We start from the raw sequence: 15267 nt of genomic DNA, 5'->3' as shown, positions 1-15267 counted from the left end.
CTGTCCCCGATGCGATCAAAGGGGCTGAGGGATGGAGCTTTCTGTCACGAGTGAAGGGGCGGTCACCATCGTGCGCCCGGCCGGGGCGCGGCTGGATGCCATGGCGGCGGTGATGTTCAAGGATGCGATGAAATCGGCGCTGGAGGCGGGACAGGCCCGGGTGGTGCTGGACATGTCGGCCGTGGGATTTCTGGATTCGAGCGGGCTGGGCGCGGTGGTCGCCGTGCAGCGGTTCCTGCGACAGGGGCAGGTGCTGGAACTGGCCGGGTTGACCACGGCGGTGGAGCGGGTGTTCCGGCTGACGCGGATGGACCGCATGTTCACCATCCACGCCGGGCTGGGCGATGCGCTGCGTGCGACGGCGTGAGCGTCACGTCATTGCCGCCGACCCCGGGGCCGTGCGCGCCCTGCTGACGGCGCTGGCGGAGGGGCCCGAGCTCGCCGGTCTGAGCGAGGAGGAGCGGGACTGCACCCTGTTGGTGCTGGCAGAGGTGCTGAACAATGTGGTGGAACACGGCTATGGCGGCGATCCGGGATGGATCGGGGTGAGCCCCGGGTTGCAGCGCAGTGGGCGGGACTGGCGGATCGTGGATCGCGCCCTGCATCCGCCGCCATCCGCCTGTCTTGGCGCGGCCATGCCCGAGGTGGCAGCAGAGGGCGGCTTTGGCTGGCCCTTGATCCGGGCGTTGACGGACCGGCTGGAACTGCGGCGCCGAGGGGGGTTCAACGTAGTGACGGTGCAGGTGCGGCCGGCGCGCCTGTAACGGGCATCCCGCCGTGACGTGGGGATGGGCGGGTGAAAGGGCGGCGTAATCTGTGCGGTCTGGCAGGCGGCAGGGGATGGCTGTCGGGTGGCAGATGCGGAAGCGGCAATCCCGGCCAGTAAGCGGCCCAGTAAGCGGCCCAGAACGGGGGCCAGAACGGGGGCCTGATCTTCGGCTTGGCATCCCGGCGCGCGGGGCCTAGTTTCCCTCAAGATGAGGAGGAACAGGATGCGCGATTTTCAGATGCCGGGCCGGTCGGCCGTTCATGCCGCCAACGGAATGTGCGCGACGTCGCACCCGCTGGCGGCGAAGGTGGCGGTCGATGTGCTGGAGCGGGGCGGCAATGCGGTGGATGCCGCGATTGCAGGCGCGGTGCTTCTGGGCATCTGCGAGCCGCAGATGACGGGGATCGGCGGCGATTGCTTTGTCCTGCTGAAACCCGCAGGGCGCGAGGATGTGATCGCGTTGAACGGGTCTGGCCGCGCCCCGGCGGGCCTTTCGGCAGAGGCGATGCGCGCCAAAGGCATGACGGTGGTGCCGACGAATGGGGTGGAGGCTGTCACCCTGCCCGGCGCGGTGGATGCCTTTTGCCGCCTGTCGGCGGATTGGGGCAAGCTGGGGCTGGATGCCGTGCTGGCGCCGGCGATCCGCTATGCCGAAGAGGGCGTGCCGGTCGCCCCGCGCGTGGCCTTTGACTGGGCGGGCGATTCCGACCACCTGCAGGGCGCGGCGCGCAAGCATTACCTGATCGACGGGGCCGCGCCCAAGGTGGGCGCGATCTTCCGCGCCCCCGGACAGGCCGAGGTGCTGCGCCGCATCGCGCGCGACGGGCGGAAGGGGTTCTATGAGGGCGAGGTGGCCGAGGACATGGTCGCGTCGCTTCGCGCGCTGGGCGGCAGCCATACGCTGGAGGATTTCGCGGGCGTGGCCTGCGACTATACCAGCCCCGTGATCGGCGATTACAAGGGGGTGGATCTGGTCGAGCATCCGCCGAACGGGCAGGGCGCGACGGCGATCCTGATGCTGAACATCCTGAAGCATTTCGATCTGGGCGCGATGGACCCGTTCGGGGCCGAGCGCGCCCATATCGAGGCCGAGGCCACCAAGCTGGCCTATGACGCGCGCAACCGCTTTATCGCGGACCCCGATCACACCACACGGCTGGCCCATATGCTTGCCCCCGAAACGGCGGCGCGGCTGGCGGCGCTGATCGACATGGATCGCGCGATGCCCGCGGCTGCGCCGCTGACGGAGGCGGTGCACAAGGACACGATCTATATCACCGTGGTGGACAAGGATCGGATGGCGGTCAGCCTGATCTATTCGATCTTCTGGGGGTTCGGGTCGGGGCTGGCGTCGGATCGGTTCGGGATCAATTTCCAGAACCGGGGGGCGGGCTTCACGCTGGAGGCGGGCCATGCCAATGAGGCCGGGCCGGGCAAGCGGCCGATGCACACGATCATCCCTGGCATGTTGAAGCGCGACGGGCGGGTGATCATGCCCTTTGGTGTGATGGGCGGGGCCTATCAGCCCTGCGGACATGCGCGTTTTGTCACCAATATGGTGGATTACGGTCTGGAACCGCAGGAGGCGAACGATGCGCCGCGCTGCTTTACCGGGGTGGATGGGATGCTGGTAGAGCGGGGCTATTCCGATGCCGTGCGCGCGCGGCTGGCGGAGATGGGCCATGCCGTGTCGATCCCGGAAGAGCCGATCGGGGGCTGTCAGGCGATCCTGATCGGGGCGGATGGGGTGCTGGTGGGGGCATCGGACCCCCGCAAGGATGGCTGCGCGCTGGGCTATTGACGGGGGCTTCGGATGCTGGACGGCAACAAGGTGGATTATGAGGCGATCACGACGGCCATCCGGGCGCTGTGCGCGGGCGAGACGGATACGGTGGCGCTGATGGCGACGGTGGTGTGCGAGATCCACCATCACCACCCCTATGCCGACTGGACGGGGTTTTACCGCGTGGTCGGGCCGGAGCTTTTGAAGATCGGGCCGTATCAGGGCGGGCATGGCTGTCTGGTCATCCCGTTTTCGCGCGGCGTCTGCGGGGCGGCGGCGCGAACTGGGCAGGTTCAGAACGTGCCGGATGTGGAGGCGTTTCCCGATCACATCGCCTGTTCGTCTTCCACCCGGTCGGAGCTGGTGCTGCCGGTCTGGAACGGGGCGGGGGTGTTGCTGGGCGTGCTCGACCTGGACAGCGATACGCCGGCGGCCTTTACCGCGGCGGACGAGGCGTGGCTTGTCCCCCTGCTGGCCGAGGTGTTCCGGGAGGCGGTCTGATGGGGCAGGTCTTTCCCGGCGGGTGCCACTGCGGTGCGGTGCGGTTCGAGGTGGAGGGACCCATCCGCGATGCGCTGGCCTGTCATTGCAGCCAGTGCCGCAAGGTGAGCGGGCATTACTGGGCGGCGGCGTCGGTTCCCGTGGCGCGCTGGCGGGTGACAGAGGCGCGGGGGCTGCGGTGGTATCGGTCCTCGCCTATAGCCCAGCGGGGGTTCTGCGGGGACTGTGGGGCGACGCTGTTCTGGCTGCCGGAGGCGGATGCGGTCTTTGACTGGGGCGCCCCCGAGGAGCACGCGATCAGCTTTTCGCCCGGCGCGCTGGAGGGGGAGGCAGGCATCCGGGTGTCTGGCCATATCTATCCAGAGGATGCCGGTGATTACTATGCGCCCGAGGGGCCGCCCCCGAAGACATCGGTGGCGCCGGATCGTCTGATGGCGTCCTGCCTGTGCGGGGCTTGCCGGTTCAGCCTGCCGGGGCCTGCGGGGGATGTCACGGCCTGCCATTGCCACCAGTGTCGCAGCCTTTCGGGGCATTATTCGGCGTCGTTCGATGTGGAGGAGGCGGCGGTGGAATGGGTGTCGCGGGAGGGGCTGGCCGAGTATCGCACGCCGGGCGGCGGGGTGCGGGGGTTCTGTTCCGGCTGCGGGTCGAGCCTGTGGTTCCGTGCGGGGGATGGCGGCTTTTCGGTAGAGGCGGGGGCGGTGGACGGGCCGACGGGCGGGCGGCTGGTGGCGCATATCTTCGTGGCCGAGAAGGGGGCGTATTACGCGCTGGATGATGGCCTGCCACAGTTCGGGGGCTGGGGCTGATCTGCGCCCGCATCCCCCGCCGATGTGGCGGCTTGCGCTCAGGCCCGTGCCGGGGATAGGTGGCACAAAGCACTGGAGATGGCAGCATGGCGGATATCACGCTTCTGGACGGGGGCATGGGGCAGGAACTGGTGGCGCGGTCGGGGGATGAGCCGACGCCGCTGTGGGCGACGCGAGTGATGCTGGACCATCCCCATCTGGTGCGGGCGATCCACGACGATTACTTCGCGGCGGGCGCGACGGTGGCCACGACGAATACCTATGCCATCCATCATGACCGGCTGGAGCGGTTCGATCTGGATCACCTGTTCCGCGATCTGCATCACAAGGCGGTGGCCGAGGCGGTGGCGGCGCGGGCGGCGCATGGATCGGGCCAGGTGGCCGGGTCGATGGGGCCGCTGGTCGCCACCTATCGGGCCGACGTGACCCTGCCGGTGGAGGAGGCCGCGCCGAAATACGCCGAAATCGCTGCGATCCTTGGCCCGCAGGTGGATGTGATCCTGTGCGAGACGATGGCCAGCGTGACGCAGGCGGAAGGCGCCGTGAAGGGCGCGCAGGCGGGGGGCAAGCCCGTCTGGCTGTCGGTCACCGTGCATGACCGGGACGGCACGCGCCTGCGGTCGGAGGAGCCGCTGGCTGATCTGAAGCGGGTCGTGGACGAATACCGTCCGGCGGCGGTGCTGGTGAATTGTTCGGTGCCCGAGGCGATGGCGGCGGCGATGGAGGTGGTGAAGGGTTTCGGCCTGCCCTTTGGCGCCTATGCGAACGGGTTCACCCATATTTCGGACGGGTTTCTGGAGGATGCGCCGACGGTGGCGGCGCTGACCCATCGCCATGACCTGACGCCCGAGAAATACGTGGATTTCGCCATGGGCTGGGTGGCGCAGGGGGCGACGATCGTGGGCGGCTGCTGCGAGGTGGGGCCTGCGCATATCAGCGCGCTGGCGGCGGCTCTGCGGGCCGCGGGGCATCGGGTGGTGTGAGCCTGCTGCCCGAGTTCAGCTATGACCCGCCTGCCGGCGATCCAGTGATCCTGTTCGAGGATGACCGGATCATCGTGGTGGACAAGCCGTCAGGGCTGCTGTCGGTGCCGGGAAAGCTGGAGGGGCGGGAGGATTGCCTGATGGCGCGGCTGGAGGCGTTCCGCCCCGGCGCGCTGCTGGTGCATCGGCTGGATTGCGACACGTCGGGGGTGATGATCTTTGCGCGGGACAAAGCGGCGCAGGGGTTTCTGGGGCAGGAATTCGAAAAGCGCCGGGCGAAGAAGAGCTATGTCGCGCGGGTGGCCGGGGTGATGGGGCCGGATCGGGGCCGGGTGGACCTGCCGCTTTGCGCGGATTGGGAGTATCGGCCGCGCCAGAAGGTGGATTTTGAGCGGGGGCGGCCTGCGGTGACGGAGTGGGAAGTGCTGTCGCGGGGCGAGGGGGAGACGCGGGTGCGGATGTTCCCCTTGACCGGGCGAAGCCATCAACTCCGGGTGCATATGCTGTCGCTCGGCCATCCGATCCTTGGCGATCCGATCTATGCCGAGGTTGCGGCGCGGGATCACGCGCGGCTGATGCTGCATGCGGAGAGGCTGGGGCTGCATCATCCCGATGGCGGGGGATGGGTGGAATTCGCGGCGGATTGCCCGTTCTGAGGCGAATTCCCCCTCCCGCAGCCCCCTCCCCCAGCCCCTCCCCCGGATCCGGGGGAGGGGAGGGCGCCTTCAGGCGACCGAGGTGGGGGTGGCCGCGGCGGGTTTGGGTATTTGGGCCAAGATGAAGGTCACAGGGTAAGGGCGAGTTTCCGGCCTTCATGAAAGGCAAAAGCGGCCTGCCGGGGCGCGGCGCAATCGCCGATACGGTGGGTGTGTTTGCCTGCGAAGGTTTCGGGGAAGGGGTCAAAGGCGATGTTGGTCGTGGCCATCACCAGGGCGGAGGCGGGGATCACCGTTTCCTCGCCCGTCAGGCCGGAGCGCAGGGTTGCGCCATTGCCGTGCCAGCGGGTGATGACATGTTCGGTGACGAATTGCGCGCCAAGCCGGGCGAGGCGCTGGCGGGCGGGGGCGTCGGCGGAGGTGCGGGTGATCTCTTTACCGACATAAGGATCGGGGGTGACGAGGATGACCTTCTTGCCCTGTTCGGCCATGTGCCAGGCCGTACCCACGCCGCGCCAGTTGCCGCCTTCGTCATAGAGGATGACGGTGTCGCCAAGGCGGGCCTCGCGGCGCATCACATCCTCGGCCGACCAGACATTGCCGTTCTCAAGCCCGGGAAGGCGGGGCAGGGCGGGGAGCCAGCGCTGTTTCGCGTTCGGATCGGGGAGGGAGCCGGTGGCGAGGACGACGGTGTCGGCTGGGTGATTGGCGATGTCGGCCGTGTCGAGGAAGGTGTTGAGGTGGAGGGTGACGCCGAGGCGCGCGAATTGGCGTTCGTACCAGCCCATGAGGTCGAGGATCTGGGCGCGGCGGGGTTGCAGTCCCGCGAGGCGGAACTGGCCGCCGATCTGGGGGGCGGCCTCGGCGATGTCTACCCGGTGGCCGCGTTCGGCGGCGGCGCGGGCGGCCTCTAGCCCCGCGGGGCCGGCGCCGACGATGAGGATGTGGCGGGGTTGCGCGGCGGGGGTGAAGCGGTCGCCGCCCCATTCCCATTCGCGGCCCGCGCTGGGGTTGATGAGGCAGGAGATCCAGTAGTCGCGCGAGCGGCGGCCCCAGCACATCTGGTTGCAGGAGATGCAGGCGCGGATGTCATCGGTGCGCCCTGCCATGGTTTTTGCGGCGAGGTGGGGATCGGCGATCTGGCCGCGCACGATCGACACCATGTCGGCCTGACCGGAGGCGAGGATGGTTTCGGCATTGTCCGGCGTCCGCACATGCGCCTCGGACGTGATCTTGGCGTGTTTGACCACGCCTTTCAGGATTTCGGTCACGGGGGCGGTGAGTTTTTCGGCGAAGAGGAAGGTGGGCATGAGCCGTTCGAAATCGAGGTATCCGCCATGGCCGCAGGTGACATAGTCGATCTGGCCTGTCGCATCGTGGAGGGCGACGATTTCGGTGAGGCTTTCCACAGACAGGGTCACGTCATGCGCATCGGAGGTGGAGACGGCGAGGCCTAGGATGAAATCCTCGCCACAGGCGCGGCGGATGCCGTCGATGATGCGACGGGAAAAGCGGGTGCGGTTTTCAAGGCTGCCGCCCCATTGATCATCGCGGGTGTTGGACCACGGCGTCCAGAACTGATCCAGCAGGGAATGGTAGGCGGCCCAGACTTCGACGCCCTGAAAACCCGCTTTCTGGCAGCGGATGGCGGCGGTGATGTGGGCGTCGATGAGTTCCTCGATCTCGCGTTCCGTCATGCGGTGGGAGCCGTCGCTGTCATGGTAGCTGGCATGGCCGGAGGGGGACCAGTGGGGTTGGAAGGACAGATCGGAATCGCCATGGGCGCCGATATGGTAGAGCTGTTGCAGGATGACGGTGCCTTCGGCCCTTGCTGCCTCGGTCACCTGGCGGAAGGCGGGGATGATGTCGTCGGTGCCATGCAGGTAGTTACCACGGGTCAGGACGCCCGTGCGGTGGACGGGGACGGGTTCCATCACGATCATCCCCGCGCCGCCCTTGGCGCGTTCCGTGATGTAGCCCCGCGTGCGCGGGCCGGGGAGGCCCATGTCGGACATGTTGTTGGTATGCGCGCCAAAGACGATGCGATTGCGCAGCGTGGTGCCGCGCAGCGTGATGGGCGAGGTGAGGTGGGGGTGCTGGCTGGGCATGACGGGGCGTCCTTGTCGCGGGCGCGGTCAGCCTAGCGGAGGGTTCGGGCGCAGCGTGAGGGGCGCGGGCGACATCGCATGGCGGAAAACGCCAGCATGGGTGGCGCAGGACAGGGCTGCAAGCCGCGCGTCAGGGGGTGGCGGGCTGCTGCAGCGGGGGCGTATCGAGATCGTCGATGACGGTGATGGCGTAATCCAGAAAGGCGCGATCGCGGTATTTGATCGCGGCGGCGTATTCCAGGCTTCCGAACACCCTGTCGACGGCATCGCGATCCGGGTATTCGACCATGACGACGGTTTGCGACGGCTTTTTCCCGATGACGACATCGTTGATGGCAAAGCGTTTCACGATTCTGGCGCCGACCTGTTTCAGGAGCGGGTCGGTGATGCGAAAATAGGCCGCGAGTGCCTCGGGGGCGTCTTCCGCAAGCGTGACGAAAGCCAGAACAGTGACCATGGGCGGCTCCCTGCCGTTGTTTCAAGGGCGCTGGTCTGATCACCAGCCTGTGGCGGCCAGCGGAGGCGAATCAAAGCGCAACCGCAGCTTTTTTCAATGATGATGAATGGTCCATATCCTACCGTATAGGGTGGAGGGCGGGCTGTGGCCGCGCCCTTATGTCCTGTGCGGGCAGGGGCCGGATCAGGGCGTGACCGCCGAGTCCCAGCCGGAGATGGCCTTCACCTCCAGAAACTCCTCGATCCCCCAGACGCCGCCTTCGCGGGCGCGGCCTGAGGCCTTGACCCCGCCGAAGGGGGACCCTGCGCCGCGGGATTTGCCATTCATCTCGACCATGCCCGCGCGCAGTTGTCGGGCCAGACGGTTGCGGCGGGCGCCATCCTGCGACTGGACATAGTTGGTCAGGCCGTAGGGCGTGTCATTGGCGATCTGGACGGCCTCGGCTTCGGTGTCGAAGGGGATGATCGACAGGACGGGACCGAAGATTTCCTCTTTCTCGATCGTCATGCCGGGTTTGACATCGGCGAATACGGTGGGGCGCACGAAATAGCCTTTGTTCATCCCCTCGGGCAGGCCAAGGCCACCGGCGACGAGGCGCGCGCCTTCCTCGATCCCCTTCTGGATGTAGCCCTGAATCTGATCCCATTGCCGCTTGTTCACCACGGGGCCGATATGGCGACCGGGTTCATGGGCCGAGGCGACCTTTGTGTTTTCAGCGACCTGCTTGGCGATCTCGATCGCGCGGTCATAGACCGGGCGTTCCACCAGCATCCGGGTGGGGGCGTTGCAGGACTGGCCGGAATTGTTGAAGCAATGCCGCACGCCGCGTTCCACCGCGCGGTCATCGGCATCGGCGAAGATCAGGTTCGCCCCCTTGCCGCCCAGTTCCAGCGTGACGCGTTTCAGCGTCTCTGCCGCCGCCTTGCTGATCGCCTTGCCCGCGCGGGTGGACCCGGTGAAGGAGATCATCTCGACATCCGGGTGTTCCGACAGCCGCGCGCCGACGCCCATGCCATCGCCGTTCACAAGGTTGAACACGCCCGCGGGCACGCCCGCATCATGGACGAATTCCGCGAAGAGGAGCGAGGAGAGCGGCGATTCCTCGGACGGTTTCAGCACGCAGGTGCATCCGGCAAGAAGCGCCGGGATCACCTTCAGCGTGACTTGGTTCATGGGCCAGTTCCACGGGGTGATCAGGCCCACCACGCCGATGGGTTCCAGCGCGATCCGGTCGTTCGGCGCATGGGGCCCGAGGGGGCGCACCCATTCGATATGGTCGAAGGCCGTGAGGAAGTTCTTCAGGTGCCACGGCAGGCAGGGCGCCTGATCGCTGCGCGACATGTCGATGGGGGCGCCCATTTCGAGGGAGATGGCCTGCGCCATTTCCTCGGCCCGCGCCTCGTACTGGGCGAGGATCGCCTCGACATAACGCTTGCGGGTGGCGGGCGGTGTGGCGGCCCAGGCCGGGAAGGCGGCCTTGGCCGCGGCGACGGCGGCATCGGTATCGGCCGCCGAGCCAAGCGAGATGATGGCGCAGGTGTCTTCTGTCGAGGGGTCGATCACCGCGCAGTCATTCGGGGCGAGGGGGGCGGTCCAGCGACCGTTGATGTAGAAATCGCGCTTGATGAGCATGGAATCCTCCGGGGTTGGGCGGAAGGTGGCAGGGCGGTGCGGCAGAGGCAAGCCGCAGACCGACAGAAACTGTCGCGGACGGACTGGCTATGGCGCAGGTGCCGGGCGGCGTGAAAGTTGGCCCGTTGCATCGGAGGGGAGAGAGAAGGATGGTCTACCGGGGGCATCAATCATGGAACGCCTTCCTATTTTGGCGGTAAGATGGTGGCAGGGGGTGAAACCTTGTTCCTTATCGCGTATCTAAAGGGCCAGTCACACCGACAGGAGAAATCCCATGGCCGTTCGCATCAACGACACCGCGCCCGACTTCACCGCCGACTCCACCGCCGGGACCATCCGGTTCCATGAATGGCTTGGCGACAGCTACGGCATCATCTTCAGCCATCCGCGCGACTTCACCCCCGTCTGCACGACCGAATTCGCCGCCGTGGCGCAATTGGCCGCTGAATGGACCGCGCGCAACACCAAGGTGATCGGCGTGTCCGTGGACGGCAAGGCCGACCACGAGAAATGGAAGCGCGACATCGAGGCCTTCGGCGGCGCGCCTGCGGATTTTCCGATCATCGACGACAGCGACCTGACGGTGGCCAAGGCCTATGACATGCTGCCTGCCGATTACTACCTGCCGACCGAGGGGCGCACGCCCGCCCATTCGGCCACGGTGCGGACCGTCTACATCATCGGGCCGGACAAGAAGGTTCGGCTGACCATGACCTATCCGATGAGCGTGGGCCGCAACTTCGCCGAAATCCTGCGCGCGCTGGATGCGGTGCGCGCGACCGACGGCGTGCCGCTGGCCGCGCCTGCCAACTGGGTGCCCGGTCAGGACATGATCGTTGCGCTGTCCCTGAACAACGAACAGGCGCAGGAGCGGTTCGGCGCGCTGGATATCAAGCTGCCGTATCTGCGGTTTGCGAAGGTGGGGGTCAAGTAAGCCGCTCGCCGTGTTCTGTCTGTATCGGTTTGAATTCCGACAGGAGCGCGGCGAGATCGACGGCCTCTCCACCGTTCAGTGATGAGCGCAGCCGGATCAGGCTGCGCTTACCCAAACGGCGAAGTTCTTTCCAGACACGGAAGGTCAGCGGACCCTTCGGCATGCTTTCCTTAATCTTTAGGCGCGTGCTTATTGAGATCTGAGGAGACTGATGTTCCGAGTCAAAGTAGATCAGCTGGGCGCAGTTCGGTGGAAAGAGTTGAAACGTCTTCAATTTCCGATCAGGCGAGAAAACGAAGTCGTCCAGGTGAGAGGAATAGGTTCGGGATTGTGAAAGAAGCGCTTCTGCCGCCTTTCTGGTCAACATGTAACAGCCAGCGTCAGCAATATTTTCGTAAATCATGCGCACACTCAAGCCCCCTGCCATGGCCCGTGGCGGCCCCATACGGCGTGTCTGGATCGAGTGGTTGATTTTCAATACGTCAAAGTCAAAACCCGAACTTGTGATTGATTTCATATCATCGGCGAAGTTCCGGGAGAACAGGATGTCATCTTCCATGATGACACCAAAGAGATTGTCGGTGCTCAGGAAGGCCTTCCACGCTTTTCGGTGACTTTCAAAGACCGCAGTTTCGAATGGGCGCAGGGCCCAGCGTTCGTTTCTGAATTGGAAAGGCACGTATTCCATGGGCGGTTTTGTGGAAAGCGTGGCGAGGTCGCATGCAGAAACGCGATCAAAGCGAAGCCCAAGAGCGGCCGCGCTGCGAAGCATCAGGGCGCAACGGTCCACTTCGCGGTCAAGGTTGATGAAGACATATCCCGCTGTCATTTCGGCCTCCGCTCAGCCCGATGTTTGCTCGTCCGGAAAACCTGTGTAGTAAGGAAGCCGTGGGCCGTCCACAGGCTAGCCCGTTCAGGTCGGAGGTTTCGGTGTCCAGTCGGAAGTACAGCATCCTGATACCGACGCGTTCGCGGGCAGCATATCTTGGGCACGCGATCACATCTGCCTTGATCGCGGGCCGGAAGTCAGGGTGCGACTTCGAGGTGGTTGTCGCGGACAACGCCAGCGAGGACGAAACAGCCGAAGTCATGGAGGGCTTTCGTTCGACGCATGTGCGATGGCTCCGGTCCGAGCAGCGTCTTTCCATGCGGGCAAACTTTGAGCGGGCTCTCGACGCATCGACTGGGAGCCATGTATGCATAATCGGCGACGATGATGCCGTGAGCGTCAATGGACTGGCTTATTTGGACGCTCTGCTTGATGCGACCGATGCGCTTGTCGTTCAGTGGCCCCAAATGAACTATTCTTGGCCACCAAAGAGCGGTGGTACGATCAAGATTCGATTTGCAGAAGTCACCGGTCTTTATGAAGCGGTGAACACAGCCCAGATCATTCAGCGTGTACGGGATGCCAATTTCTTTGACTATCACGTTGGAGGAAATGTTTATCACGGATTTGTTTCGCGAAGCCTGATAGACCAGGCTGTGTCAAAAGATGGCGCGCCCTATTTTCATGCGGTTGTTCCTGACGTTTATGCATCCTTTCAAAACCTGTTCTTTGCAGAGAACAGAATGGTGCGCGCAAAATTTCCTATTTCAATAGGCGGCGCATCGCCGCGGTCTAATGGCGCTGACGGAGTCCAGCCAAGCAACCTGAAGGGGAGTGGCGAATTTGCAAGGTTTGTTTCCGAGGCCGCAAGCGACAAGATTGGTTCATTTCTTCCTGCTGGCTGCCGTTCGGTTTCACTGATGGAGCTTGATGCATTCTTGCATGTGTGTCGGCGTCATGGCTTTCCTGATGAGATAAATACTCAAGCTTGGTGGTCGCGGGTCAAACGGGACATCATGGGACTCGCCCCTGCAGATGTCGGCAAGCACATTCAATTCGCCAGAGAACTTCTTGGTGATCCTCATCTGGGGGAAGAGATTGTGATACCGCCAGAGAACGCCGCCACCACTAACAATGTAGAAAAATCGCCTGAAGCCGAAGCGGAGAGCAGGAAGTTTCGTCTAACTTCGCTGAGATTGGCGGGAGGTGCGCATATGCAGGACATCTCCAAGGCGGCTAACTTTGTAGATCATCTGGTCGCAGGGCAGGGGGCGCCCAGTCCTACAAGCTCGGTTGCTTCTCATTCGTACAGGCTGTGCCGTACGGTGCTTCGAGCTTGGTCAGAGCGCGTGTAACTGTAATCCAGCTGTGTTTTCGCCTGCTCTGGCGACGGCGCAGCCCATAGATGCTAGGGCTAGTCGGAGATGAAAGCCGTAATCCTTGCCGGGGGCCTTGGAACCCGGATCAGTGAAGAATCGCACCTGCGCCCCAAGCCGATGGTCGAGGTCGGGGGGCGGCCGATCCTGTGGCACATCATGAAGATCTACGGCGCGCATGGGATCACCGATTTCGTGATCTGTTGCGGCTACAAGGGCTATGTCATCAAGGAATACTTCGCCAACTACTTCCTGCACATGTCCGATGTCACCTTCGACATGGCCGAGAATCGGATGGAGGTGCATCACCGCAAGGCCGAACCCTGGCGGGTGACGCTGGTCGATACGGGCGAGGCCACGATGACCGGCGGGCGGTTGCGGCGGGTTGCGGATTACATCGACGGCCCCTTCTGCCTGACCTACGGCGATGGGGTGGCGGATGTGGATGTGACCGCGCTGGTCGCCCATCACCGTGCCGAGGGCTGTGCCGCCACGGTGACCGCGATCCAGCCCCCCGGTCGCTATGGCGCGCTGGATATCGCTGACGGCCGGGTGGAGCGGTTCCTTGAAAAACCCGTGGGCGACGGGCAGTGGATCAATGGCGGCTTTTTCGTCTGTGAGCCGTCGGTGATCGGCCGGATTGCCGGGGATGGAACGCCGTGGGAAGCCGCGCCGCTGGAGAGCCTTGCTGCCGACGGGCAGTTGGCTGTGTACCGTCATCGCGGGTTCTGGGCGGCGATGGACACGCTGCGCGACAAGAACATGCTGGAGGAATTGTGGGCCAAGGGCCGCGCACCGTGGAAGGTGTGGGAATGACGTTCTGGGAAGGCAGGCGGGTTCTGGTTACCGGGCATACCGGTTTCAAGGGAAGCTGGCTGTGCGAGATGCTGTTGGCGCGCGGGGCCGAGGTGGCGGGTCTGGCGCTGGCACCGGAGACGCAGCCGGCGCTGTTCGACCAGCTTGGTCTGGCGGCGCGCATGGATCACGCACTGGGCGATATCCGCGATGCCGGTCTGGTGGCAGCGCGCCTGCGCGACGTGCGGCCGCAGATCGTGCTGCATCTGGCCGCGCAGCCTTTGGTGCGGCGGTCCTATCGTGCGCCGTTGGAGACATGGGCGACCAATGTGATGGGCACCGCGCATGTGCTGGAGGCGGTGCGCGCGCTGGATGCCCCCTGTGCCGTGGTCGTCGTGACGACGGACAAGGTCTATGAGAACCGCGAATGGGAACACCCCTATCGGGAAACCGATCCATTGGGTGGGCATGATCCCTATTCCGCGTCCAAGGCCGGAACGGAACTGGTGGCGGCAAGCTGGCGCAAGGCGTTTCTTGCAGGCACGGGCGTGAAGGTTGCCACAGCGCGGGCGGGCAATGTGATCGGCGGGGGCGACTGGTCCGAGGATCGCATCCTGCCCGATCTGGCGCGCGCCTTCGGGGCGGGCAGGCCGCTTCTGGTGCGCAATCGCCATTCTGTCCGTCCGTGGCAGCATGTGCTGGACCCGCTGGAAGGGTATCTGATGCTGGCCGAGCGGCTGACCGGGCCGGAGGGCGCACAGGGCGAGGACGGCTTCAATTTCGGGCCTGAATCCGCCGATCAGCGCAGCGTGGGCGCGCTGGTGGAAGAGGCGCGCCGACACTGGCCGGGGGACTGGACCGATGCGACCGATCCCGCCGCCCCGCATGAGGCAGGTCAACTGGCCCTGTCGATCGAACGCGCGCGCCGAATACTGGGCTGGCAACCGCGCTGGGATTTCGCGCGGGCGGTAGCGGAAACGGTGGGCTGGTATCGGGATGTTGCGGCGGGGACGGATCCCGCTGAACGGTTGCGGGCGCAGGTGGCGGATTTCGGGGCAGGGGGATGAGGTTTACCGAACTGCCCCTGCCGGGTGCCTATCGGGTAGAGCTTGAACCGCGCGGGGATGCGCGGGGCTTCTTCGCGCGGCTGTTCTGCGCCGAGGAGTTTGCGGCGCGGGGGTTGGCGACCGGATGGGTTCAGTGCAACACGTCCTTTACCGCGCAGAAAGGCACGCTGCGGGGCCTGCATTTCCAGCGTCCCCCAATGGCAGAGACAAAGTTGCTGCGGTGCATCCGCGGCGCCATATTCGATGTGATCGTCGATCTGCGCGAGGGATCGCCGACGTTTGGACGCTGGCATGGTGAGCGGCTGGATGAGGCCAACCGGACGATGATCTGCGTGCCCGAAGGCTTTGCCCACGGCTTTCAGACCCTGACCCCGGATGTGGAGATGCTGTACTTCCATTCGGCACCTTACAGCGCAGCGCATGAGGGCGGCCTGCGCTGGGACGATGGCAGGGTTGCGGTGGACTGGCCCCTTGGCGTAACGGAGATGTCGGCGCGGGATGCCGCCTTTCCGACGTTGAACATGCTGGAGCCGATACGGACATGACCCTGCCCGCCTGCCGCCATTGC

At 65.1% G+C, this 15267-nt stretch carries 16 protein-coding genes; 12 read left to right on the top strand and 4 right to left on the bottom strand.

Going from position 1 to position 15267, the window contains the following annotated elements; translation table 11 throughout:
• The first annotated feature begins 31 nt into the window (after window positions 1-31).
• From GU920_RS06115 to GU920_RS06080, 7 genes are all read left to right on the top strand, one after another.
• The gene (locus tag GU920_RS06115; RefSeq protein ID WP_161766042.1) at window positions 32-367 is read left to right on the top strand and encodes an STAS domain-containing protein; all 336 of its coding nucleotides are present in this window, start codon (window positions 32-34) and stop codon (window positions 365-367) included.
• The gene (locus GU920_RS06110; protein ID WP_161766041.1) at window positions 354-764 is read left to right on the top strand and encodes an ATP-binding protein; all 411 of its coding nucleotides are present in this window, start codon (window positions 354-356) and stop codon (window positions 762-764) included. Before GU920_RS06115 ends, GU920_RS06110 begins: the two co-directional genes overlap by 14 nt.
• A gap of 228 nt (window positions 765-992) precedes the next feature.
• On the top strand, window positions 993-2570 hold the full coding sequence (locus GU920_RS06105) for a gamma-glutamyltransferase family protein (RefSeq protein WP_161766040.1): 1578 nt from the start codon (window positions 993-995) through the stop codon (window positions 2568-2570).
• Window positions 2571-2582: 12 nt separating this feature from the next.
• Window positions 2583-3053 carry a GAF domain-containing protein gene (locus tag GU920_RS06100; protein WP_201743978.1) on the top strand — a complete coding sequence of 157 codons (471 nt, stop codon included), beginning with the start codon at window positions 2583-2585 and terminating at the stop codon, window positions 3051-3053.
• Complete coding sequence (locus GU920_RS19465; RefSeq protein ID WP_235933085.1) at window positions 3053-3862, top strand: GFA family protein; 810 nt, start codon at window positions 3053-3055, stop codon at window positions 3860-3862. Before GU920_RS06100 ends, GU920_RS19465 begins: the two co-directional genes overlap by 1 nt.
• Before the next feature lie 86 nt (window positions 3863-3948).
• Window positions 3949-4845, top strand: a complete 897-nt coding sequence (locus GU920_RS06085; RefSeq protein WP_161766039.1) for a homocysteine S-methyltransferase family protein — start codon at window positions 3949-3951, stop codon at window positions 4843-4845.
• A 5-nt stretch (window positions 4846-4850) separates the two neighbouring features.
• The gene (locus tag GU920_RS06080; RefSeq protein ID WP_161766547.1) at window positions 4851-5501 is read left to right on the top strand and encodes an RluA family pseudouridine synthase; all 651 of its coding nucleotides are present in this window, start codon (window positions 4851-4853) and stop codon (window positions 5499-5501) included.
• 128 nt (window positions 5502-5629) lie between these two features.
• On the opposite strand, the gene GU920_RS06075 is transcribed toward GU920_RS06080, so the two are convergent.
• From GU920_RS06075 to GU920_RS06065, 3 genes are all read right to left on the bottom strand, one after another.
• Complete coding sequence (locus tag GU920_RS06075; protein WP_161766038.1) at window positions 5630-7609, bottom strand: oxidoreductase; 1980 nt, start codon at window positions 7607-7609, stop codon at window positions 5630-5632.
• Window positions 7610-7739: 130 nt separating this feature from the next.
• Window positions 7740-8066: a DUF1330 domain-containing protein gene (locus GU920_RS06070; RefSeq protein WP_161766037.1), complete on the bottom strand. Its 327-nt coding sequence runs from the start codon at window positions 8064-8066 to the stop codon at window positions 7740-7742.
• A gap of 183 nt (window positions 8067-8249) precedes the next feature.
• Window positions 8250-9698: an aldehyde dehydrogenase family protein gene (locus GU920_RS06065; RefSeq protein ID WP_161766036.1), complete on the bottom strand. Its 1449-nt coding sequence runs from the start codon at window positions 9696-9698 to the stop codon at window positions 8250-8252.
• A 274-nt stretch (window positions 9699-9972) separates the two neighbouring features.
• Between GU920_RS06065 and GU920_RS06060 the strand changes: the two genes are divergently transcribed.
• A complete protein-coding gene (locus GU920_RS06060) occupies window positions 9973-10632 on the top strand; it encodes a peroxiredoxin (RefSeq protein WP_161766035.1) in 660 nt (219 codons plus the stop codon).
• On the opposite strand, the gene GU920_RS06055 is transcribed toward GU920_RS06060, so the two are convergent.
• A complete protein-coding gene (locus GU920_RS06055; protein ID WP_161766034.1) occupies window positions 10625-11461 on the bottom strand; it encodes a glycosyltransferase family 25 protein in 837 nt (278 codons plus the stop codon). The genes GU920_RS06060 and GU920_RS06055 overlap by 8 nt on opposite strands.
• 20 nt (window positions 11462-11481) lie before the next feature.
• Between GU920_RS06055 and GU920_RS06050 the strand changes: the two genes are divergently transcribed.
• The 4 genes from GU920_RS06050 (at window position 11482) to rfbC (ending at window position 15244) form a co-directional block, all read left to right on the top strand.
• Window positions 11482-12816: a glycosyltransferase family 2 protein gene (locus tag GU920_RS06050; protein ID WP_235933082.1), complete on the top strand. Its 1335-nt coding sequence runs from the start codon at window positions 11482-11484 to the stop codon at window positions 12814-12816.
• A 69-nt stretch (window positions 12817-12885) separates the two neighbouring features.
• Window positions 12886-13653: a glucose-1-phosphate cytidylyltransferase gene (gene rfbF / locus GU920_RS06045; RefSeq protein WP_161766032.1), complete on the top strand. Its 768-nt coding sequence runs from the start codon at window positions 12886-12888 to the stop codon at window positions 13651-13653.
• Window positions 13650-14699 (top strand): CDP-glucose 4,6-dehydratase, encoded by a 1050-nt coding sequence (gene rfbG / locus GU920_RS06040; protein ID WP_161766031.1) that lies wholly within the window; start codon window positions 13650-13652, stop codon window positions 14697-14699. Before rfbF ends, rfbG begins: the two co-directional genes overlap by 4 nt.
• On the top strand, window positions 14696-15244 hold the full coding sequence (rfbC, locus tag GU920_RS06035; protein WP_161766030.1) for a dTDP-4-dehydrorhamnose 3,5-epimerase: 549 nt from the start codon (window positions 14696-14698) through the stop codon (window positions 15242-15244). The genes rfbG and rfbC overlap by 4 nt, the downstream gene beginning before the upstream one ends.
• The last annotated feature ends 23 nt before the right edge of the window (window positions 15245-15267 follow it).

The organism is Paragemmobacter ruber, from assembly GCF_009908315.1.
Taxonomy (GTDB): Bacteria; Pseudomonadota; Alphaproteobacteria; order Rhodobacterales; family Rhodobacteraceae; genus Paragemmobacter; species Paragemmobacter ruber.
Note: the sequence above shows the minus strand (reverse complement) of the source record. Positions and strands in the feature narration are given on the sequence as shown.